This is a genomic window from Phycicoccus sp. Soil748, assembly GCF_001428025.1.
GTDB lineage: Bacteria > Actinomycetota > Actinomycetes > Actinomycetales > Dermatophilaceae > Pedococcus.
The window spans coordinates 144,156-163,996 of record NZ_LMSC01000005.1; the positions used below are offsets into that span (position 1 = coordinate 144,156).

Consider the following 19,841-nt stretch of genomic DNA (forward strand, 5'->3'; position numbering starts at 1 on the left):
GATGTCCGCTCGTCCTTGGTCCAAGCCGCCGCGCACCGCCTCGTGGCCCGTGCTCGGTGTCGCCCTGGCGGCTCTCCTGGGGGTCGCGGCACCGGGAGGTGCCACCCCTTCCCGAGCGCAGGCCGCCACCCTGCCCGTCGTCAACATGGAGGCGACAGTCAAGGCCGCCCAGATCGACCCGCGCCGGGCCGACGACACCCTCACACAGGGAGCGAAGGCCAGCGTCCTCGCGGTCGAGAACGCGCTCCACGCCGAGCACCTCCTCGACGCCCAGTGGGTGGACGGCTACTTCGGCAGCAAGACCGTCGAGGCCTACGCCGCCTACCAGGCCTCCCTCGGGTACCACGGCCTCGATGCCAACGGGCTCCCGGGCGCGACCTCCCTGACCTCGCTGGGTAAGGGGCGCTTCAGCGTCACCCACCTCATCGGTCCGGGGTCAGAGGTACCCATGGACGGCTACGTCGTCGACACCCGCACGCGCAGCATGCTCCTGGAGGCCGAGCGCCGCCTGGGCCGCAACCTCGTCCTCGACCAGGGCTCCTACAACCCCGGCGGGGACCCGACCTCGGCGGGTACGCACGACGGCGGGGGAGTCGTCGACATCTCCGTCGCCGGCATGACCGCGAGCACCCGCACCCAGGTGGCGCGCGCGCTCCGAGAGGTGGGTTTCGCCGCCTGGGTCCGCAACCCCACGCAGGGTGACTGGCCCTGGCACATCCACGCGGTCGCCATCAGCGACACCGACCTCTCCAGCCAGGCGCAGCACCAGGCCGGCGACTACTACCTCGGCCTCAACGGCCTCGCCAACCACGCCGCGGACGACGGGCCGTCCGTCGTCATCCACACCTGGGAGGAGTACCAGCGACTGTCCTGACCTGCTCCCGACACGATCCCGACCCGCCACGACCTGCCTCGACCGGTCCCTCCTGACCGGTTGCCTGCAGAGCTCCACGAACAGCAGCTCCGACATCCACGAAGGGAAACCCATGAAGCTCCTCAGCAAGCCATTCGCCCTGGCCGCGGCGGCGGCGCTCGCAGCGCCGATGCTCGGCATCGGCGTCTCGAGCGCGTCGGCCGCCACGCGCGACGGCGCCTGCAACGACGGCGAGTTCTGCTACTACTACAACAGCGACCAGGCCGGCTCGGTCTCCGACTTCGGCGGTTCCATCGGGGACTACGGGACGACCCAGCCGGACTGCTACGACTTCAAGGGCGCTGGCAACGGCAAGGGCGTGTGCGTCAAGAACAACGCGGCGTCGGTCTGGAACCGCAGCAGCAAGACGGTCCGCGTCTACTACAACAGCAACTACGCCGGCTCCTACCAGGACATCCCGGGTGGGACCAAGCGCAACCTCAACACCACGCTCAAGAACAACAACGCCTCGCACCAGTTCATCAGCACGAGCACCGAGTCCTGCAAGAACTCGTTCGGGAACCCCCGCACCTGCGCGGAGGCTGTGACGTGGGCGAAGAACCACATCACGACCAGCTACCACTCCGAGTACGTCGGCATGTGCGACCACGTCATGGGCCTCGCCTACGGCTGGGCCCACAGTGGCTCCAGCACGGCATACGTGCACTGGACCCAGATCCCGACCAGCTACCGGCACGGTGGTGACCGGTCCGTCCCCGCAGGCGGCCTCGCGTTCTTCAGCGGCGGCAGCAGTGGTGCCGGCCACGTGATGATCTCGATCGGCGGCGGTGACTTCATCTCGACCGACATCAACGGCACGGGCACGCTCACCAAGACCACGATCGGCGCCATCGAGAGCCGGTGGGGCCAGCACTACCTCGGTTGGGCCCAGCCGTGGTTCAAGGCGAACCACTGAGCCGGGACGGGCGGGGGAGGACGACCGTGAGAAGGGGACCGGCCCGTCTGGGGTCAGCCGTGGTCAGTGTCCTGGTCGCCCTCGTCGGGGTCGCCACGTTCGCCTCACCGGCGAGCGCGGCGGCCCGCGACGGGGCCTGCAACAGTGGCGAGTTCTGCTACTACTACAACAGCAACCAAGCCGGGTCGGTCTCCGACTTCGCCGACTCCCTCGACGACTACGGCGCGACCCAGCCCAGCTGCTACGAGTTCAAGGGCGCAGGCGCAGGCCAGGGGATCTGCGTCAAGAACAACGCGGCGTCGGTCTGGAACCGCACCGGCAAGACCGTCCGGGTCTACTACAACAGCAACTTCGCCGGAGCCCACCAGGACTTCGCGCCGGGCGCGCAGGCAAACCTCAACGCGACGCTGAAGAACAACAACGCGTCGCACGAGCTCCTGGCCTCCGGCCCGACGGGGTGCCACACCGACGGGACCAACACCACGCTTCCCAGCTCGATCCTGGTGTACCGGGTCTCGCTCGGCCGCGTGGACCGGGTGGCGTTCAAGACGTACGTCAAGAACGTCCTGCCGAACGAGTGGGTCCCGAGCTGGCCGGCGGCGTCGCTCAAGTCCGGGGCCATGGCGGTGAAGAGCTACGGCTGGTACTGGGCGCTGCACTCCACCCGCACGACCTCGTGGGGAGCCTGTTACGACGTCCGGGACGACACGGGGGACCAGGTGTACCGGCCCGGTACCGCGGTGTCCTCGACCAGCTCCGCGGTCGACGCGACGTGGGGCACCCGGATGACCCGCAGCGGCAACATCCTCCAGGCGCACTACTGCTCGACGACCACGGCATGTGGCGCCTGGGTGGCGGGCAACTGGATGTCGCAGTACGGCTCGCGTGACCTGGCCCAAGCGGGGCACGGCTACGCATACATCCTCAACCACTACTACGACAACGTCGTGCTCACCTCCTAGGCCAAGCACTCCAGGTCCCGTCCGGGTGGTCGTCCAGCAGGCGGCGGCTCCGGGCGGGACCTTGGGCCATCCCGGGCAACAACTCCCATTTGATGGCTTCTGCGGTTGATTGCCCCTTTTGGTATCGGCCCTCGTGGCGTAGCGTCCCTCTCGCGGCCCCGACGGGCGGGGCCGGGGGACGGCCGGGAGGGCGCCGTGGGGGACGTCGCGGGGCAAGCCACGTGGACGACGAGGGCCGAGGCCATCGAGGACTTCGCGCGGGAGCTCGCAGACCTGCGCGAGTCGGTGGGACGACCGTCGTTCCGGGCCATGGCGGGGCGGTCGAAGGTCATCTCGCACACGACCCTGCACGAGGCGGTGCACGGCAACCGCCTGCCCAGCTGGGCGACGACCGTCGAGTTCGTCAAGGCCTGTGGAGCCGATCCGGCGGCGTACCGGGACCGGTGGGAAGGGGCGGCCAGGTCGGCCGGGTGCCTGGCCAGGGCCGTCGTGCCGTCCTTGCCTGACCCGGCCCTGCCACTCGTCGTCGAACCACTCGTCGTCGAACCACCCGTCGTCGAACCACTCATCGGCCCAGCGGCGTCCCCCACCACAGGCCGGCGTCGACCGCGACGGGCTGTGACGGCGCTCGCCGCAGCTGCCCTCCTCGCATCGGCGGGTGGCGTGGCATGGTCGGTCGCAGGCCACGCCGAGACGCCGGCGGCCGCGCCGCCGCCGGTCGCCCGTGACTGCCCCGTACGCCGGGCCAACCCCCCTGCGGCAGCCCCGGTCCACGCAGGGGACCGCGCGGCGTTCGTCGCCGACGTGACCTTGCCGGACTGCAGCCACGTGGCCAGGGGACAGCGCGTCGACAAGGTCTGGCGCCTGAAGAACGCGGGCAGTGTCCCGTGGGCCGGCTACACGCTGCACCGTCTCGACGTGCCGCAGGGCCGTGACGAGTGCCAGACGATCCCCGATGTCCCGGTCCCGGACACCGCGCCCGGTGGCCTGGTCGACGTCGAGGTCCAGGTCAGCGTCCCCCCGACGGCCGGGTTCTGCCTCGTGCGCTACAAGATGGTCGACGGCGACGGCGTCGTGGCGTTCCCCGGGAGCCGGCCCGTCACCTTCCAGCTCGTCGTCGACTGAGCCGGTCACGTCCCGACGGGACCGGGTCGGTGAGATTCCTCGCACCCGTCGCACCCGCGGAGCCCGACCGCGCACGACAGGACTAGTCTCGGGGCCGAACCTCACCCATCAGCAGACGAGGACGTCAGACGTGGATCTGTTCGAATACCAGGCTCGAGACATGTTCGAGAAGCACGGCGTACCCGTGCTGGCCGGCGCCACCGCCACCACCCCGCAGCAGGCTCGTGAAGCCGCCGAGGCCATCGGCCCCAAGAGCGGCGGGGTCACCGTCGTCAAGGCCCAGGTGAAGACCGGCGGGCGCGGAAAGGCCGGCGGCGTCAAGGTCGCCAAGAGCGCCGACGAGGCGCAGCAGCACGCGCAGGCCATCCTCGGCATGGACATCAAGGGCCACACCGTGGGCACCGTGATGATCGCCCAGGGCGCGCGCATCGCCGAGGAGTACTACTTCTCCGTGCTGCTCGACCGGGCCAACCGCTCCTACCTCGCGATGTGCAGCAAGGAGGGCGGTATGGAGATCGAGCAGCTCGCGGTCGAGCGTCCCGAGGCCCTCGCCCGCATCGCGGTCGACCCCAACACCGGCATCGACGCGGCCAAGGCCGCCGAGATCGTCGAGGCCGCCGGGTTCGACGCCGAGACCGGCGCCAAGATCGCCCCGGTGCTCGAGAAGCTGTGGGAGGTCTACCGCGACGAGGACGCCACGCTCGTCGAGGTCAACCCGCTGGTGAAGACCGAGGACGGCGACATCGTTGCGCTCGACGGCAAGGTGACCCTCGACGCCAACGCCGACTTCCGCCACCCCGACCACGAGGCGCTCGAGGACAAGGCTGCGGCGGACCCGCTCGAGGCCGCGGCCAAGGAGAAGGGCCTCAACTACGTCAAGCTCGACGGTTCAGTCGGCATCATCGGCAACGGCGCGGGCCTGGTCATGTCGACCCTCGACGTCGTCGCCTACGCCGGTGAGGAGTTCGCCGGGTCGCCCAAGCCCGCCAACTTCCTCGACATCGGGGGCGGCGCCTCCGCCGAGGTCATGGCCAACGGACTGCACATCATCCTCGGCGACGCGCAGGTGAAGTCGGTGTTCGTCAACGTGTTCGGTGGCATCACCTCCTGCGACGCCGTCGCCAACGGCATCGTCGGCGCGCTCAACGCGCTCGGCGACGAGGCGACCAAGCCGCTCGTCGTGCGGCTCGACGGCAACAACGTGGAGGAGGGCCGGCGCATCCTCGCCGAGGCCAACCACCCGCTGGTGACCATCGAAGAGACCATGGACGGCGCGGCCCGCAAGGCCGCCGAGCTGGCTTCGGCCGCCACGAACTGACAAGGGCCGGGAAAACACAACAATGGCAATCTTTCTCGATGAGAACTCCAAGGTCATCGTCCAGGGCATGACCGGCTCCGAGGGCATGAAGCACACGCAGCGCATGCTCGCCTCGGGCACCTCGATCGTCGGCGGCGTCAACCCGCGCAAGGCCGGCACCACGGTCGAGTTCGACGGCGGCACCACCGTGCCCGTCTTCGGCACGGTCGCCGAGGCGATGAAGGAGACCGGCGCCAACGTGTCGGTCATCTTCGTCCCGCCGGCCTTCGCCAAGTCGGCCGTGGTCGAGGCCATCGACGCCGCCATCCCGCTCGCCGTGGTCATCACCGAGGGCATCGCGGTCAAGGACTCCGCGGAGTTCTACGCCTACTCCAGGACCAAGGGCACGACCCGCATCGTCGGCCCCAACTGCCCGGGCCTGATCAGCCCCGGGAAGTCCAACGCCGGCATCATCCCCGCCAACATCGCGGGTGCCGGCCGCATCGGCCTGGTGTCGAAGTCGGGCACGCTGACCTACCAGATGATGTACGAGCTGCGGGAGTTCGGCTTCTCCTCCGCCGTCGGCATCGGCGGTGACCCGATCATCGGCACCACCCACATCGACTGCCTCGAGGCGTTCGAGAAGGACCCGGAGACCGACGCCATCGTCATGATCGGCGAGATCGGCGGCGACGCCGAGGAGCGCGCGGCTGCCTACATCAAGGAGCACGTGACCAAGCCGGTCGTCGGCTACGTCGCCGGGTTCACCGCCCCCGAGGGCAAGACCATGGGCCACGCCGGCGCCATCGTCTCGGGCTCGGCCGGCACGGCTGCCGCCAAGCAGGAGGCCCTCGAGGCCGCGGGCGTGAAGGTCGGCAAGACGCCGTCCGCCACGGCCGACCTCATGCGCGAGATCATGCGAAGCCTCAAGGGCTGAGCACCTGCACAAGTAGCCTGTCCCGCAAGGGATCGCACGAAGGCCGTCACCCCGGTGGGGTGACGGCCTTCGCGTTGTCCGCTGTGCCCTGTGCCGTGTGGCCGGCGGCTGCTGCCGGCCACACGGACGTGCTACTTCTGGCGGGCGAGGTTGAGGAGCCGGTCGAGCTCGGCGAAGCCCTGGGCCGGGTCGGACGCCTTGGTGATGACGACGGTCGACACGGCGCCGGAGGTGCGCTGGGCGGTGACGCCCACCCACTCCAAGAGCGTCGGGGTGCCGTCGGTGGAGACGGTGTCCAGCCGCCAGGTGCCGGCGGTCGGGCCGGCAGTCGACCGCACCGTGCCGTTGCCCGTCGAGCAGCCCTTGCCGAACAGCGCCTTCGCCTCAGCGAGGCGCGCGTCGACGTAGGCCTGCTGGGCGTCAGGACCGGAGGACTCGTCGAGCTGGACGCGCTGCCGTCCGATGTACCCGGTGCTGCTGGTGCCGACCCGCACCGAGACGACCCCGACCCGGCCGCCGACACCGGCCTGCTGCTGGTCGGTCTCGCACGAGGCGACCGCGGTCGAGCCCTCCATCGCCCCTGGTCCGGCGGTCGTCGCGGCCCCACCGGTGAGTGCGGACGACTTCCACTGCGAGGCTGCGACGAACAGCTTCCACGACGGGACGGGCGACGGCCCGACGACCGTCATCTGCTGGTCGACCGCCTTGGGACCCGTGAACGTCGGGCTGCTCGTGGTGGAGGCGGTGCCCTTGGTGCCGGTGCCGTACCGCGCGAGGCGCTTCTGCGCGGTGGAGACGAGCTCCTGCACCTGGGTCAGCGTGAAGCCCGACTTCGGGCGGTCGTTCTGGTTGACCTGGAGGACGACGACGTCGTGCTTGCCGGCCACCACCGCCCACCAGCCTGACCCGGCGTCGCCGGCGGTGTAGGAGTAGACGCGCTGACCCGTGCCGGACGACGCCGGCGTGACCTTGTAGCCGGGGGCGAGGCGGCAACCGGCGATGTCCGAGGCGACGCCGTCCGCGGCGGTGGTCGCGTCCTGGCCGGCACCGATCCGGAACCGCACCTGGCCGCCCTGCATCTCCGGAGTCCGGGTGACCTCCTCCTGCTGCACCTTGGTGCCGGGCTCGGACTGCAGGCACTCCACGGGCCCGAAGCCCTTCACCGGGGTGAGCAGGACCGAGCCGGTGAGCCCGAGCGACGAGGCCCACTCGCCGACCAGGGGGAGTGCCCCGGGTTGGTCGAGGGTGTCGGCCGGTGTCGTGGTCGTGGTCGTGGTCGACGGGGGCGTGGTCGTCGCGGTCCGCGCACTCGAGGCGGGCGTCAGGGGCGTCCTCGTCGAGGACGGGCCCCACGCGGCATACCCGACGGTACCGGCGACGACCACGGCGGCGGCCGCTGCCGCGGTCAGCCCGAGAAACCGGTGGCGCCGACGCGCCCGCCCCCTCGCCCTGACGAAGCGGACGTCCGGCAGCGGCACGGCCTCGACGTCGCGGCGCAGCGTCGCCATGGCACGACGCAGCTGGGCGTCGTCGCCCGCTGTCCAGTCCTCGTGCTCAGCCATGACTGCTCTCCTCGTGACGCAGGGCCTGCGCGAGCTGCGCGCGGCCCCGGTGCAGGCGCGCCTTGACGGTGCCTGCGGGGGTGTTGGTCTCGTGGGCGATCTGCTCGATGCTCAGGTCGCCGATGTAGTGCATGGTCACGGCCTCGCGGACCGGGGCGGGCAGCGTGCGCAGCGCCGCGACGACGGCCACCCGGTCCTCCGTCGGCGGGCCGGTGGTGTCGTGCGTCCCGTGCCGCTCGTAGGCCCGGTCCTGGCTCGTCTTCTTGCGCCACCCGGAGATGGCGATCCGCCGGGCGACAGTGCGGACCCAGGCGAGCGGGTCCTCGTGGGTCCGGACCGTCGACCACTGCTGCCAGGCGCGCGCATACGCCTCCTGCGTGCTGTCCTGGGCGACGGTGAGGTCGCCGGTGAAGGCGTAGACGAGGTGCACCACCCGGCGGGCGGTGTCACGGTAGAACGCGTCGAACTCCGCCTCCGCGGACTGCGCGCCCATCGCCACCTCCCGCCTGTGCAGCGCCGCGGTGCCGACGCCTGGTTCCCTCACGGCCATCACACCGCAGCAGACGCGCTCGTGCCCGCTCCGGTTGCGGCGCGTTCGGACATTTCTCGCCCCTGCCCGGCGTTGCTGCGTCGGCGCGGCGTGGTCGTCGGCGACGATAGGCCGGACATGACTGTGATGGAGCTGCTGCGCAAGGGAACGTCGACCACGGGCGGGCCCGACCCCCGGGGGCTCCACCGCACCCTCCTCGCCGGCGCGGGCGCCGCGAGCGCGTCGGCGCTCGCCTTCGTGCTCCCGGCCCTGCTCGTCTGGGTGGCCGCGTCGCAGAGCACCGTCGAGTGGACGACCGCCCTGGGCGTCGGTGCCGGCCTCTGGCTCCTCGGGGGCGGCGCGCACCTCACCCTCGGCGGGACGCCCGTGACCGTCGTCCCGCTCCTCTTCCTCGCGCTCGCCGTCGTCGGCGGCGCGTGGGCCGCGCGTCGAGCCGTGCGGGAGACCACCGAGGACCGCACGGTCACCCTGGCCGGCGACGTCCTCCACCGCCCCCTCGCGCTCGCGACCGGTGCCTGGACGGTCGGGTATGCCGTCGCGGCGGCACTGTGGGCGGTCGTCGCCTTCGCGGCCGGCCCCGAGCCGGTCCTGTGGACGCTCGTGCTGCCGGTCGTCGTGGTCCCGGTCGCCGCTGCGGCTCTGGCGCTGAGGCGCTGCGTGCGCGCACGACCCGAGCTGGCCGGCCCGCGCCTGAGCCGACCCCCGTGGCTGCCGGACGTGGTCCGCAGGGCCCTGCGCCCGGGCGTCGAGGGCGCGGTCGGGTTGGTGGGCGCAGGCCTCGTCGCGTGCACCGTCTTGCTGGTGCTGCACTGGGGGCGCGTCACCCACCTGCAGGGCGAGCTCGCGCCGGGCCTCGTCGGCGGAGCGGTGCTGTCGCTGGCCCAGCTGCTGGTGCTGCCCAACCTCGGTCTCTGGGCCGTGTCGTTCATGGCCGGCACCGGGTTCTCCGCCGTCGAGGGAGCCTCGGCGACCTGGACCGGCTCGCGGACCTCGCTCATGCCCATGGTCCCCGTGCTCGGTGCGCTGCCCGAGCCGGGCGCGTTCGCGGGCATCGTCCCGGCCGTGGTCCTCGTCCCGGTCGCGGTGGGCGCCTTCGTGGGGTGGCGGTCGCTGCGCTCGGTCGCACGCCTGTCGCGCACCCGTACCAAGCTCCTGGTCACCGGCACCGCGGTCGCCCTGGCCGCAGGCCTGCTCGGCCTGCTCGACGTCCTCGCCGGGTCGTCGCTCGGGGCCGCCCGCCTCTCGTCGATCGGGGCACCCGCCGGTGCGATGACGCTGGCCCTCCTCGTGGAGCTCGCCATCGGCGCCGGTCTCGTGCTGCTGTGGGACCGCTGGAAACTCCGGCGCTGACCCCGGCTGTCGGGCGCGAATGATGCGGTGCCGGATTCCCGCGCGAGCCGCTGAGCCGGTTCCCGGCAACCTGCTGACCCGCTCCCGGCCTGCTCCTGACCTGCGGGTTCGTGTTCGCCCAGAGCGGACACCCTCGAGTGGAGGACCTCCGGCCGCCGTGTGACGGTGGGTCCATGACGCGATTCGGGTACACCCTCATGACTGAGCAGTCAGGACCGCGAGAGCTCGTGGGCTATGCCGTCGACGCCGAGCGCAGCGGGTTCGACTTCGCGGTGAGCAGCGACCACTACTCGCCGTGGCTGACCGAGCAGGGGCACGCGCCGTACGCGTGGACCGTCCTCGGGGCGGTCGCCCAGGCGACGTCGACGCTGGACCTCATGACCTACGTGACGTGTCCGACCATCCGCTACGAGCCGGCGGTCGTCGCGCAGAAGGCGGCCACCCTGTCGCTGCTGAGCGAGGGGCGGTTCACCCTCGGCCTCGGGAGCGGCGAGAACCTCAACGAGCACGTCGTGGGCGAGGGCTGGCCGATGGTCGGCGTGCGGCAGGACATGCTCGAGGAGGCCATCCACATCATCCGCGAGCTGCACACCGGCGAGCTGGTGACGTGGCAGGGGGAGTACTTCCGGGTCGACTCGGCCCGCGTCTGGGACTGCCCCGACGGTGGCGTGCCGATCGGCGTCGCGGTCTCGGGGGAGAAGTCCTTCGAGCGGTTCGGGCCGCTGGCCGACCACGTGATCGCGGTGCAGCCCGACGGCGAGCTGGTCAAGGGCTTCCTCGACTCGCGGCGGAAGGCGCAGGGCGACGGCCGGGCCGAGAGCACCCCGGCCGCAGGGGAGGCCCGCGCCATCGGGCAGATCCCGATCAGCTGGGACGCGGACGCCGACCGCGCCAAGGAGCGAGCGCACGAGCAGTTCCGCTGGTTCGGTGGTGGCTGGGCGGTCAACGCCGACCTGCCCACGCCGGCCGGTTTCGCGGCTGCCTCGCAGTTCGTCACCCCCGACGACGTGGCTGAGTCGATCCCCTGCGGGCCGGACCTCGACGCGATCGTCGAAGCCGTCTCGGCGTACTGGGAGGCCGGCTTCACCGACATCGCCCTGGTGCAGGTGGGGGACGAGGGACAGCAGAGGTTCCTCGACGAGGCAGCCCAGCCACTGCTCGACAAGCTCCGCGCCGCCGCCCCCTGACGGCCTGGCAAAGCGGGTGTCGTTCGACAAGACCCCGAGAAATACGTCCCGGGTTGCCGAACGACGCCCGCTTTGCAGGGGGAAGGGGTGGCCCGCGTGACCTCCGGGCGTGGACGCGGGTGCCGTGCCACTCCCCACGGTCGGTATGGTCGTGGCCGTGACCGCGCCTGAGCCCACGGGGATCGTCGTCCTCGTCTCCGGCTCCGGGACCAACCTCCAGGCCCTCATCGACGCCACCGCAGACCCTGCGTACGGCGTGCGGATCCTCGCCGTCGGCGCCGACCGGGCCGGCATCTCGGGCCTGCACCGTGCGGCGGCCGCCGGCATCCCGACGTTCGTCTGTCGAGTCGAGGACCACCCCACCCGAGCCGACTGGGACGCCGTGCTCGCCGAGCGGATCGCCGACCACCAGCCGGCGTTCGTCGTGTCGGCGGGCTTCATGAAGATCCTCGGCCCACGGGTCCTGGGCGAGCACGTCGTGCTCAACACCCACCCGGCGCTGCTGCCCGCGTTCCCCGGCGCCCACGCCGTACGCGATGCGCTCGCGGCCGGCGCCACGGTCACGGGGTGCACCGTCCACGTCGTCGACGCGGGGGTCGACACCGGACCCGTGCTCGCCCAGACCACCGTCGAGGTGCGGCCTGACGACACCGAGGACGCGCTGCACGAGCGCATCAAAGCCGTCGAGCACCCGTTGCTCGTCAACATCGTGGGCCGCGCGGCCCGCGAGGGAATCACCGTCACCGATGGGAAGGCCAGCATTCCGTGACCCAGCAGTCCAGCCCCCAGCCCGCTGACGACGCAGGACGGCGCCCCGTGCGCCGGGCGCTCGTCTCCGTCTACGACAAGACCGGGCTGGAGGAGCTGGCACGGGGGCTGCACGAGGCGGGCGTCGCCATCGTGTCGACCGGGGGGTCGGCGAAGCTCATCGAGGGCCTCGGAATCCCGGTGACCGAGGTCGCGGACCTCACCGGCTTCCCCGAGTGCCTCGAGGGCCGGGTCAAGACGCTGCACCCGCGCGTCCACGCCGGCATCCTCGCCGACACCCGCAAGGACGACCACGTGCGCCAGCTCGAGGAGCTCGGGGTCGAGCCGTTCGAGCTGGTCGTGGTCAACCTCTACCCGTTCCGGGAGACGGTGGCCTCCGGCGCCGCCCCCGACCAGGTCATCGAGCAGATCGACATCGGCGGACCGTCGATGGTGCGGGCTGCGGCCAAGAACCACCCGAGCGTCGCCGTGGTCACCGACCCCGCTGCATACGGCGCGGTGCTCGCCGCCGTCGCGGCCGGCGGGTTCACCCTCGCCGAGCGAAAGCTGTTGGCAGCACAGGCGTTCGTGCACACCGCCGACTACGACAACGCCGTCGCCAACTGGATGGGAAACGTCTACACCGACACCTCCGACGGCACCGGGTTCCCGGCCTGGACCGGTGCCACCTTCACCCGCGCGGCGGTCCTGCGCTACGGCGAGAACCCGCACCAGAAGGCGGCTCTCTACCGCCACTGGCGTGGCGGCGTCGCCTCGGCCGAGCAGCTGCACGGCAAGGAGATGTCCTACAACAACTACGTCGACACCGACGCCGCCGTGCGTGCCGCCCACGACCACGGCGACCAGCCGACCGTCGCGGTCGTCAAGCACGCCAACCCCTGCGGCATCGCGGTCGGGTCGAGCATCGAGGAGGCGTATGCAGCCGCGCACGCCACGGACCCCGTGTCCGCCTTCGGCGGCATCATCGCGGCGAACCGCACCGTGAACCGTGCGATGGCCGACCAGGTCAAGGACGTCTTCACCGAGGTCATCATCGCCCCGGACTTCGACGCCGATGCCCTGGAGGTGCTGCAGGCGAAGAAGAACATCCGGATCCTGCGCCTGCCCGCAGACGCCACCCGCACTGCCGACGCCATCGAGATGCGCCCCATCAGCGGTGGGGTGCTCCTGCAGACCGTCGACAAGGTCGACGCGGTCGTGGAGGGCGACAAGCCCGGCGGCGACGACCCGTCGCGCTGGACCCTGGTGTCCGGCGAGGCGGCCGACGAGGCGACACTGGCCGACCTCGCGTTCGCGTGGCGCTCGGTGCGGGCCGTGAAGTCCAACGCGATCCTGCTCGCCAAGGACGGTGCCGCCGTCGGCATCGGCATGGGCCAGGTCAACCGCGTCGACTCCTGCCACCTCGCGGTGTCGCGGGCCGGTGCCGACCGTGCGCGTGGTGCGGTGGCGTCGTCGGACGCGTTCTTCCCGTTCGCCGACGGCCTGCAGGTGCTGCTCGACGCTGGCGTGCGCGCGGTCGTCGCGCCCGGCGGGTCGATGCGCGACGCCGAGGTCATCGAGGCGGCCAAGGCGGCTGGCGTCACGATGTACTTCACCGGCACCCGCCACTTCGCCCACTGACGGGAACGGCCCCGGGCCCACTCGCCACCCCTTCACGCCGCTCCTTCACCCCGCTCCGTGCGGCCCTCCTTCCGACATTGGGGGCCGAAAGGTGCTGAATACCGCACCTTTCGGCCCCCAATCTCGGGTCGGTGGCAGGGCTGGCGCACGTGCTCAGCCGCGTGGGACCGTTGCACCAGGCCGACACGTGCGTGCGGCCATGAGGGGGTGGCGCGGTGTTCTGGATCGTGATCGGGGTTGTCCTGGTAGTCATGCTCGGTTTCGCCTGGTTCTATGACCGCAAGTGGGGTGGCGACCCCAGCTCCCCGCCGTCGCAGACTCGAGCCCAGGCCGAGTCCGACCAGGCCTGGACCGCCTACCAGAGCGGTGGCGGGAACAACCCGGGCCTCTGACGCGTCACCCCAGCACACCCTCACTGTGATCACTCAGCGCCGCCGCGACCACTGCCTCAGCGCAACACGCCGTCACTGTGATCAGTTGGTGCTGCGGTGACACCCGACCCAACGCAACACGCCGTCACTGTGATCACGCAGCGCCGTCGGGGAGGGACGGGTCGGGGCGGCTGCCCCGCGAGGGTCAGCTCGGCTGGGGACCGCGGTAGCCGGTGGGGTCGCCGGAGCCGAGGTCGACGATGGCGGCGACGGGGCCTCCACCGTCAGGGCCCTGGTGGGCAGCCGACACCGACACGAAGACAGCGGGGTCGCCGGTCACCGAGGCGGTGACGCCGCCCACGGCCGACTTGATCTGGCGGTGCCAGTGCACGTCGGAGTCGTCGAGCATGGCGTTGCGGCGCCCGCGGACCTGGCCGTCCTGGCTGGCCTCGCACTTGAGGAACACGTTGACCAGTCGGCCCTGCAGGTCGGACGAGTGCGGACGGTCGGGCAGGTCGAGGCCGGCGTCCTTGATGGCGGCCCACACGCCGTCGGCGTCGAGCGCGTCGCGCATGACGGAGTGGCCGATGCGGTAGCGGCCGCCGATGCCCCGGGCGTTGCCGACGACGACGACCTGCGCCCGGTCGAGCTCGACACCGGACGAGCACGACGCCACCGACGAGAACAGCGACCGGTCGCGCAGCACGTCCTCGTCGCGGGGCATCTCGATCTCCCCGAGGGCGACCGCGATACCCAGGGCGGTCCCGCCGTTGGAGACGTCCATCGACGCGAGGGTGTCCTCGGTGAACACGTCGTGGCCGCGGCTCTTCGCGTCGCGGATGGTGTCGATGGTGAGCAGCGGCGTCTTGGTCTGCACGTAGTGGACGTCGCCGGGGTCGGTGATGCCGGCGCGCTCCATGGCCACCTTCACGGCGGCGGCCACCTTGGTGACCATGGCGGTGCGGCCGATGTCCTCGGGCAGCAGCACGTCGCTCATCGCGAACCCGACGGTCAGCCGCGGCTCGTCGGACGGCTCGGCCTGGTCGTCAGGCACCGTCGCGAAGATCGTCGCGTGCGGGCTGATGATGCCGTCGGTGCCACCGGACCACACGATCGGGACCTGCTTGACCTGCTCGGGGTCCGCGCCCTTGGCGACGAGCACCTCGCGGAACGCCCGGTCGGCGATGATCCGCGTGTAGTCGTTGACACCGCCGTTGCCCTCGGTCTTGCCGATGACGGCGATGACCCGGCCGGCCTCGATGACGCCGTCGTCGATGAGCTTGGCCAGCTCGCTGGCGTCGGTGACGCTGTACAGCGGCACCTTACGGACCTCGATGGGCTCGGGCACGTGACTCACCTGTCTGTCGGAGTGGATGTCGTTGCAGTTGTCGGGGACTCGATGATGGTGCCCACCTCACCCGCGACGGCGTCGGCGATGCGGTCGAGGGCGGTGATCACGCTGCGGCGGCCTCCGGCGCGGACGAACCGGAGCGCGGCCTCGACCTTGGGGCCCATGGAGCCGGACGCGAACTCGCCGTCCGCGGCATACCCCTCCATCTCCTCGAGGGAGACGCGGCCGAGGGGGCGCGCCCGCTCGGTGCCGAAGCCGACCTCGGCGTGCTCCACGTCGGTGGCGGTCACGAGGATGTCGGCGTGCAGCGCGCGGGCGAGCACGGCGGCGGTGAGGTCCTTGTCGATGACGGCCTCGACGCCGTGGACCGTGCCGTCGGCCCCGCGCGCGACGGGTATGCCGCCGCCACCGGCCGCGATGACGACGTAGCCCGCGCGGAGCAGGGTGCGGACGGCGTCGGTGTCGAGCACCTCGAGGGGTTCGGGGGAGGCGACCACGCGGCGCCAGCCGTGCGCGCCCCGGTCCTGCCAGGTCTCGCCGTGGTCGATGAGGCGCTGAGCCTGCTCGCGGGGCAGGAACCTGCCCACGGGCTTGGTCGGGTGGGTGAACCCGGGGTCGGAGGCATCGACGAGCGTGCGGGTGACCAGTGCGGCGGCCCGGCGGTCGAGGCCGCGCTCGGCGAAGGCGGCCTCCAGCGCGTCGACCGCAGTGAAGCCGATGGTCCCCTGGGTCTGGGCGCCGCACCAGTCCAGCGGCACCGGTGGCACGACGTGCGCGGCGAGCTCGTTCTTGACGAGCAGGTTGCCCACCTGGGGGCCGTTGCCGTGGGTGACGACCACCTCGTGCCCCGCCTCGACGACGTCGGCCACGCACTGCATCGCCCGCCAGATCGCCTCGCGCTGCGCCTGCGGGGTGGCGCTGCCGTCCGGGCCGGTCATGGCGTTGCCCCCGAGGGCGACGAGGACCAGCATGGCCACCTCCCCACGGTTCGCCGGACGACTGTGCGGCGAGCCTAGGGACGGCTCGCAGCGCCTGACCTCGGCAGGACCTGCCCAACGCGCGAGGGTGCGTTGGCAGATGTGCGCGCCCGACCGCCGGGTCGAGCGTGGCCCGGAGGGCGGTCAGCCGAGCGCGACGACCAGGTCGCGCACGGTGTCCGGGTCGTCCAACGAGTCCCCGAAGAGCTCGCGCAGCTGCCCGACGCGGTAGCGCACCGTCTGCGGGTGGACGAACAGCGCCTCGGCGACGGCCTCGCGCGTGCCTCGGTGGAGCAGCCACAGCCGCAGCGTCTCCTCGAGCTTCTCGCGGGCCACGGGCGTGAGGTCGTCCAGCGGGGCGAGCGACGTGCGCCGCAGGTCGGCGAGCGCCTCGGGGTCGGCGCCCCGCACGAGGTCGGCCAGGTGCGCCTCGGTGTCGTAGGCAGCGGGTGCGGGTGCGCCGCGGGCGTGCAGCAGGCGGTGGGCCCGCAGTGCCCGGCGGTAGGACCCGACAGTGAGCAGCCACGGGCGGGACGGACCGACGACGACGGCCCGGGCGCCGATCGAGCGCACGAGCCTGGCACGGGCGCCGGGGGAGAGATCGGGCACGAGGAACGCGGCCACGTCCTCGTCAGGGGCAGTGTCGGGCAGGTCCTCGGCGAGGACCAGCGACCTCGTGTCGACCAGGCCGCGCACCACGTGCAGGTCGGCGTCGCGCGTGAGCACCACGGTGAGGGTTGTGGGGCGCTCCCACCTCGCGCGGTCGGCCCTCCGCAGCAGCAGCTCCTCGGACGCCCCGCGCAGGAGGTCGAGCGCGAGGCGGTCGCGGTGCTGGCGCTGGAGCCGCTCGGACGTCGCCAGCTCGTCGGCGTGGCCGGCGACGCTGGCTGCCGAGAGCTCGTCGATGTAGGCGAAGACGAGCTCGGCGAACTGCGCGAGCAGCCCGGCGCCCATCCCGGCGTCCACCGCGACGGCCGAGAGCTCACGCCAGGAGACGCGGGCGCCCACGCGGTAGGCCGACAGGAGGGCGTCCACGCTGCGGCCGCTGCGGGCCTCGCCACGTCCCAGCTCGTAGGAGCCCTGCTGGGCGGGGCGCAGCGGGGTGCTCGCGTCGCCGGACCGGGCGGCGAGGGTGAGGAAGCTGCCGAGGGCCATCTGGACCGCGGCCTCGATGTTGTCCACCATGAAGCTGCGCGCGGCCGCGTAGACCGGCACCTCGACGATGATCGCGGCGACCGCGTGCTCCGCCACCCGGGGGAGCGCGGACCGCAGGGCACGCTGCACATCGGGTGAGAGGGTCAGGGCGGCGGCCCGGTCGGCGGTGACGGTGGCCGGTTCAACCGCCGGGTCGGACTTTTTTGTCATCTGCGAACAACTCTCTTCGGAGAACTCACCCTTGCCGGTCAGGATTTTAGACCCCTGGGTCGGCATGATGGAAGCATGACCGCAGTTCTCCCCAGCCGCGTGACCCGCGGCACCCCCCGGCGGTCCCTGCGTGACGTCGTGGCCCGCGCCGCCGCAGCCGTCACCACGCCGGTCCTCCCCGCCGACTACCTCGACCTCATCGCCCCGCTGCGCAGCGGGGCCGACCTTCGCGGAAAGGTCGTCTCGGTCACCCCCGAGACCCGCCACGCCGCGACGGTCCGCATCAAGCCCGGCCGCGGCTGGCGCGGGCACGTCCCCGGCCAGTACATCCGCATCGGCGTGGACGTCGACGGCGTCCGCAACTGGCGCGCCTACTCCGTGACGTCCCTTGCGGGCGAGCCCGACGGCACCGTGTCGATCACCGTCAAGGCGATCGACGGCGGCAAGGTGAGCAACCACGTCGTGCGCGAGCTCACCCCTGGCACGCTCATCCACCTCGACCAGGCGACCGGCGAGTTCACCCTCCCGGAGCAGCGGCCCCGCAAGGCGCTGTTCCTCACCGCCGGCAGCGGCATCACGCCGGTCATGGGGATGCTGCGCAACCACCTGGCCGAGCTGCCCGACGCGGTGCTCGTGCACTCCGCACCGACTCGCGACGACGTCATCTTCGGCGCCGAGCTGCGTGACTGGGCCGAGGCCGAGTCGCTGAAGCTCGTGGAGCGGCACACCGAGACCGACGGGCTGCTGTCCGCCGCCGACCTCGACACCCTCGTGCCGGACTGGCGCGAGCGGGAGACCTGGTGCTGCGGGCCCACGGGCATGCTCGACGCGATGGAGGACCACTGGGCCCAGGCCGGCCTGGCCGACCGGCTCCACACCGAGCGCTTCCGCCCGGTCGTCGTCGCCGAGGGCGAGGGCGGCACCGTCACCTTCCGCAAGAACGGCACCGTCGTCGAGGCCGACGGCGCGACCCCGATCCTCGACGCCGGCGAGGAAGCCGGCGTCCTCATGCCCTCGGGCTGCCGCATGGGCATCTGCTTCGGCTGCGTGCTGCCGCTGCGCGAGGGCGCAGTCCGCGACCTGCGCAACGGCGAGCTCACCGTCGCCACCCCGGACGACGACGTCCGCATCCAGACCTGCGTGTCGGCAGCCGCCGGCGCCTGCGAGATCGACCTCTAGACCCCGGTCCTCGACCAGATGGGAGCAGACATGTCTGCCGCAACCACCGAAGGATTCGACCTCACGATCGACGGCGCCGCCGCCGGTACGCCCCGCGCGCCGCAGCGCACCAAGAGCGTCAACAGCCGCCTGTCCGTCGTGACGACCGAGCGTCGCCACAGCCCCAAGCCCTCCGGCAAGCCGGACCCTGCCGCGCACCTCACCGCCGAGGACATCGAGGCCCTCGGCCTCGAGCTCGACGCGCTGCGCCAGGAGGTCCTCGACTCGCGCGGCACCCGCGACGCGGAGTACATCCGCAAGGTCCTGAAGTGGCAGCGCGGGCTGGAGATGAGCAGCCGAGCGGTGCTGCTGTTCTCGCTCTTCCCGCCGGCGTGGTTCGTCGGCACCGCCGGCCTGTCCGTGGCGAAGATCCTCGAGAACATGGAGCTCGGGCACAACATCATGCACGGGCAGTGGGACTGGATGCGCGACCCGCGGATCCACAGCCAGGAGTGGGAGTGGGACAACGCGTCCCCGTCGGAGTTCTGGAAGCACTCCCACAACCAGCTGCACCACACGTTCACCAACGTCATCGGCCGCGACAACGACCTCGGCTACGGCATCATGCGCGTCGACGAGGACCAGCGGTGGACCCCGGCCTACCTCGGCCAGCCGGTCTACAACTTCCTCAACATGCTGTTCTTCGAGTACGGCATCGCCGCCTACGACCTCGAGCTCGGGGCCTACGTCAAGGGCCGCGGCAAGCCCAAGGAGGTGTTCCGCAAGGACGCCAACAAGGTCCTCAAGAAGATCGGCCGCCAGGTCCGCCGCGACTACCTGATCCACCCGCTGCTGTCGGGGCCGTCGTTCTTCCACACCCTCGGTGCGAACTTCGTCGCCAACACGGTGCGCAACGTGTGGACCCACTCCGTCATCATGTGCGGCCACTTCCCCGAGGGCGTCGAGACCTTCGCCAAGACCTCCATCGAGGGCGAGACCCGCGGCGAGTGGTACCTGCGCCAGATGGTGGGCTCGGCCAACATCAGCGGCAGCCCGGCGATGCACCTCATGACCGGCAACCTGTCGCACCAGATCGAGCACCACCTCTTCCCCGACCTCCCCAGCAACCGCTACAAGGAGATCGCGCCGCGCATCCAGGAGATCTGCGAGCGCTACGGCCTGAGCTACACCACGGGCCCGCTCCCGAAGCAGGTCGCCTCCGCGTGGAAGCAGGTCGTGACCCTCTCGCTGCCCAACCCGCAGCCGGGCCGGACCCGGGTGTCGATCGCGGCCGAGGCCGTGGGCAAGCGCGTTCGCCGCAAGCTGCGCCGCCCCGCACCGCGCACCGCCTGACCTAGGGGCACCCAGGGCGCGCACCGTCCAGGTGGGGCGACCCACCTCCCGTGAGGGGGAGGTGGGCCGCCTCGCCCGT

Annotated in this window: 18 protein-coding genes; 13 read left to right on the forward strand and 5 right to left on the reverse strand. The window is 71.7% G+C overall.

Going from position 1 to position 19,841, the window contains the following annotated elements; all coding sequences use genetic code 11:
• Position 1: 1 nt before the first annotated feature.
• The 6 genes from ASG70_RS03255 (at position 2) to sucD (ending at position 6,150) form a co-directional block, all read left to right on the forward strand.
• Positions 2-874, forward strand: a complete 873-nt coding sequence (locus ASG70_RS03255; RefSeq protein WP_056882416.1) for a peptidoglycan-binding protein — start codon at positions 2-4, stop codon at positions 872-874.
• Between the two features lie 112 nt (positions 875-986).
• Positions 987-1,829, forward strand: a complete 843-nt coding sequence (locus ASG70_RS18760) for a peptidase inhibitor family I36 protein (RefSeq protein ID WP_235531316.1) — start codon at positions 987-989, stop codon at positions 1,827-1,829.
• A 59-nt stretch (positions 1,830-1,888) separates the two neighbouring features.
• Entirely contained in the window at positions 1,889-2,791 is a 903-nt protein-coding gene (locus tag ASG70_RS19470; RefSeq protein ID WP_235531317.1) for a peptidase inhibitor family I36 protein, read from the forward strand.
• 195 nt (positions 2,792-2,986) lie between these two features.
• On the forward strand, positions 2,987-3,916 hold the full coding sequence (locus tag ASG70_RS03270) for an NBR1-Ig-like domain-containing protein (RefSeq protein WP_056882417.1): 930 nt from the start codon (positions 2,987-2,989) through the stop codon (positions 3,914-3,916).
• Between the two features lie 130 nt (positions 3,917-4,046).
• Entirely contained in the window at positions 4,047-5,234 is a 1,188-nt protein-coding gene (sucC, locus tag ASG70_RS03275) for an ADP-forming succinate--CoA ligase subunit beta (protein WP_056882418.1), read from the forward strand.
• A 22-nt stretch (positions 5,235-5,256) separates the two neighbouring features.
• Positions 5,257-6,150 carry a succinate--CoA ligase subunit alpha gene (gene sucD / locus ASG70_RS03280; RefSeq protein ID WP_056882419.1) on the forward strand — a complete coding sequence of 298 codons (894 nt, stop codon included), beginning with the start codon at positions 5,257-5,259 and terminating at the stop codon, positions 6,148-6,150.
• A gap of 131 nt (positions 6,151-6,281) precedes the next feature.
• Here sucD and ASG70_RS03285 read toward each other — a convergent pair whose 3' ends face one another.
• Positions 6,282-7,712, reverse strand: coding sequence for a hypothetical protein (locus ASG70_RS03285; protein WP_056882420.1), 1,431 nt, complete (start codon positions 7,710-7,712; stop codon positions 6,282-6,284).
• Positions 7,705-8,256, reverse strand: coding sequence for an RNA polymerase sigma factor (locus ASG70_RS03290; protein ID WP_235531318.1), 552 nt, complete (start codon positions 8,254-8,256; stop codon positions 7,705-7,707). The genes ASG70_RS03285 and ASG70_RS03290 overlap by 8 nt, the downstream gene beginning before the upstream one ends.
• A 123-nt stretch (positions 8,257-8,379) precedes the next feature.
• Between ASG70_RS03290 and ASG70_RS03295 the strand changes: the two genes are divergently transcribed.
• The 5 genes from ASG70_RS03295 (at position 8,380) to ASG70_RS19135 (ending at position 13,579) form a co-directional block, all read left to right on the forward strand.
• A complete protein-coding gene (locus ASG70_RS03295) occupies positions 8,380-9,612 on the forward strand; it encodes a DUF6350 family protein (protein WP_156399797.1) in 1,233 nt (410 codons plus the stop codon).
• A gap of 173 nt (positions 9,613-9,785) precedes the next feature.
• Positions 9,786-10,799: a TIGR03557 family F420-dependent LLM class oxidoreductase gene (locus tag ASG70_RS03300; RefSeq protein ID WP_056882423.1), complete on the forward strand. Its 1,014-nt coding sequence runs from the start codon at positions 9,786-9,788 to the stop codon at positions 10,797-10,799.
• Between the two features lie 145 nt (positions 10,800-10,944).
• Entirely contained in the window at positions 10,945-11,568 is a 624-nt protein-coding gene (purN, locus tag ASG70_RS03305) for a phosphoribosylglycinamide formyltransferase (protein WP_056882424.1), read from the forward strand.
• Positions 11,565-13,187 (forward strand): bifunctional phosphoribosylaminoimidazolecarboxamide formyltransferase/IMP cyclohydrolase, encoded by a 1,623-nt coding sequence (gene purH, locus ASG70_RS03310; RefSeq protein WP_056882425.1) that lies wholly within the window; start codon positions 11,565-11,567, stop codon positions 13,185-13,187. Before purN ends, purH begins: the two co-directional genes overlap by 4 nt.
• Positions 13,188-13,438: 251 nt before the next feature.
• A complete protein-coding gene (locus tag ASG70_RS19135; RefSeq protein ID WP_156399798.1) occupies positions 13,439-13,579 on the forward strand; it encodes a hypothetical protein in 141 nt (46 codons plus the stop codon).
• Between the two features lie 184 nt (positions 13,580-13,763).
• Here ASG70_RS19135 and ASG70_RS03315 read toward each other — a convergent pair whose 3' ends face one another.
• The 3 genes from ASG70_RS03315 to ASG70_RS03325 all read right to left on the reverse strand — a co-directional run bounded on the left by ASG70_RS03315 (position 13,764) and on the right by ASG70_RS03325 (position 17,317).
• Entirely contained in the window at positions 13,764-14,906 is a 1,143-nt protein-coding gene (locus ASG70_RS03315; RefSeq protein ID WP_056882426.1) for a ring-opening amidohydrolase, read from the reverse strand.
• Positions 14,907-14,911: 5 nt separating this feature from the next.
• Positions 14,912-15,880, reverse strand: coding sequence for a carbamate kinase (locus ASG70_RS03320; protein WP_056882427.1), 969 nt, complete (start codon positions 15,878-15,880; stop codon positions 14,912-14,914).
• A gap of 150 nt (positions 15,881-16,030) precedes the next feature.
• Positions 16,031-17,317, reverse strand: a complete 1,287-nt coding sequence (locus tag ASG70_RS03325) for a CdaR family transcriptional regulator (RefSeq protein ID WP_235531319.1) — start codon at positions 17,315-17,317, stop codon at positions 16,031-16,033.
• A 9-nt stretch (positions 17,318-17,326) separates the two neighbouring features.
• Between ASG70_RS03325 and ASG70_RS03330 the strand changes: the two genes are divergently transcribed.
• Complete coding sequence (locus tag ASG70_RS03330; protein WP_056882429.1) at positions 17,327-18,430, forward strand: ferredoxin reductase; 1,104 nt, start codon at positions 17,327-17,329, stop codon at positions 18,428-18,430.
• 30 nt (positions 18,431-18,460) lie between these two features.
• On the forward strand, positions 18,461-19,762 hold the full coding sequence (locus tag ASG70_RS03335) for an acyl-CoA desaturase (protein ID WP_156399799.1): 1,302 nt from the start codon (positions 18,461-18,463) through the stop codon (positions 19,760-19,762).
• The last annotated feature ends 79 nt before the right edge of the window (positions 19,763-19,841 follow it).

What these genes read in the sequence shown, in the direction of transcription:
- ASG70_RS03255 (WP_056882416.1), top strand. Translation starts at nt 2, where the DNA reads ATGTCCGCTCGTCCTTGGTCCAAGCCGCCGCGCACCGCCTCGTGGCCC.
- ASG70_RS18760 (WP_235531316.1), top strand. Translation starts at nt 987, where the DNA reads ATGAAGCTCCTCAGCAAGCCATTCGCCCTGGCCGCGGCGGCGGCGCTC.
- sucD (WP_056882419.1), top strand. Translation starts at nt 5,257, where the DNA reads ATGGCAATCTTTCTCGATGAGAACTCCAAGGTCATCGTCCAGGGCATG.
- ASG70_RS03285 (WP_056882420.1), bottom strand. Translation starts at nt 7,712, where the DNA reads ATGGCTGAGCACGAGGACTGGACAGCGGGCGACGACGCCCAGCTGCGT.
- ASG70_RS03295 (WP_156399797.1), top strand. Translation starts at nt 8,380, where the DNA reads ATGACTGTGATGGAGCTGCTGCGCAAGGGAACGTCGACCACGGGCGGG.
- ASG70_RS03300 (WP_056882423.1), top strand. Translation starts at nt 9,786, where the DNA reads ATGACGCGATTCGGGTACACCCTCATGACTGAGCAGTCAGGACCGCGA.
- purN (WP_056882424.1), top strand. Translation starts at nt 10,945, where the DNA reads ATGGTCGTGGCCGTGACCGCGCCTGAGCCCACGGGGATCGTCGTCCTC.
- ASG70_RS19135 (WP_156399798.1), top strand. Translation starts at nt 13,439, where the DNA reads ATGCTCGGTTTCGCCTGGTTCTATGACCGCAAGTGGGGTGGCGACCCC.
- ASG70_RS03320 (WP_056882427.1), bottom strand. Translation starts at nt 15,880, where the DNA reads ATGCTGGTCCTCGTCGCCCTCGGGGGCAACGCCATGACCGGCCCGGAC.
- ASG70_RS03325 (WP_235531319.1), bottom strand. Translation starts at nt 17,317, where the DNA reads ATGCCGACCCAGGGGTCTAAAATCCTGACCGGCAAGGGTGAGTTCTCC.
- ASG70_RS03330 (WP_056882429.1), top strand. Translation starts at nt 17,327, where the DNA reads ATGACCGCAGTTCTCCCCAGCCGCGTGACCCGCGGCACCCCCCGGCGG.
- ASG70_RS03335 (WP_156399799.1), top strand. Translation starts at nt 18,461, where the DNA reads ATGTCTGCCGCAACCACCGAAGGATTCGACCTCACGATCGACGGCGCC.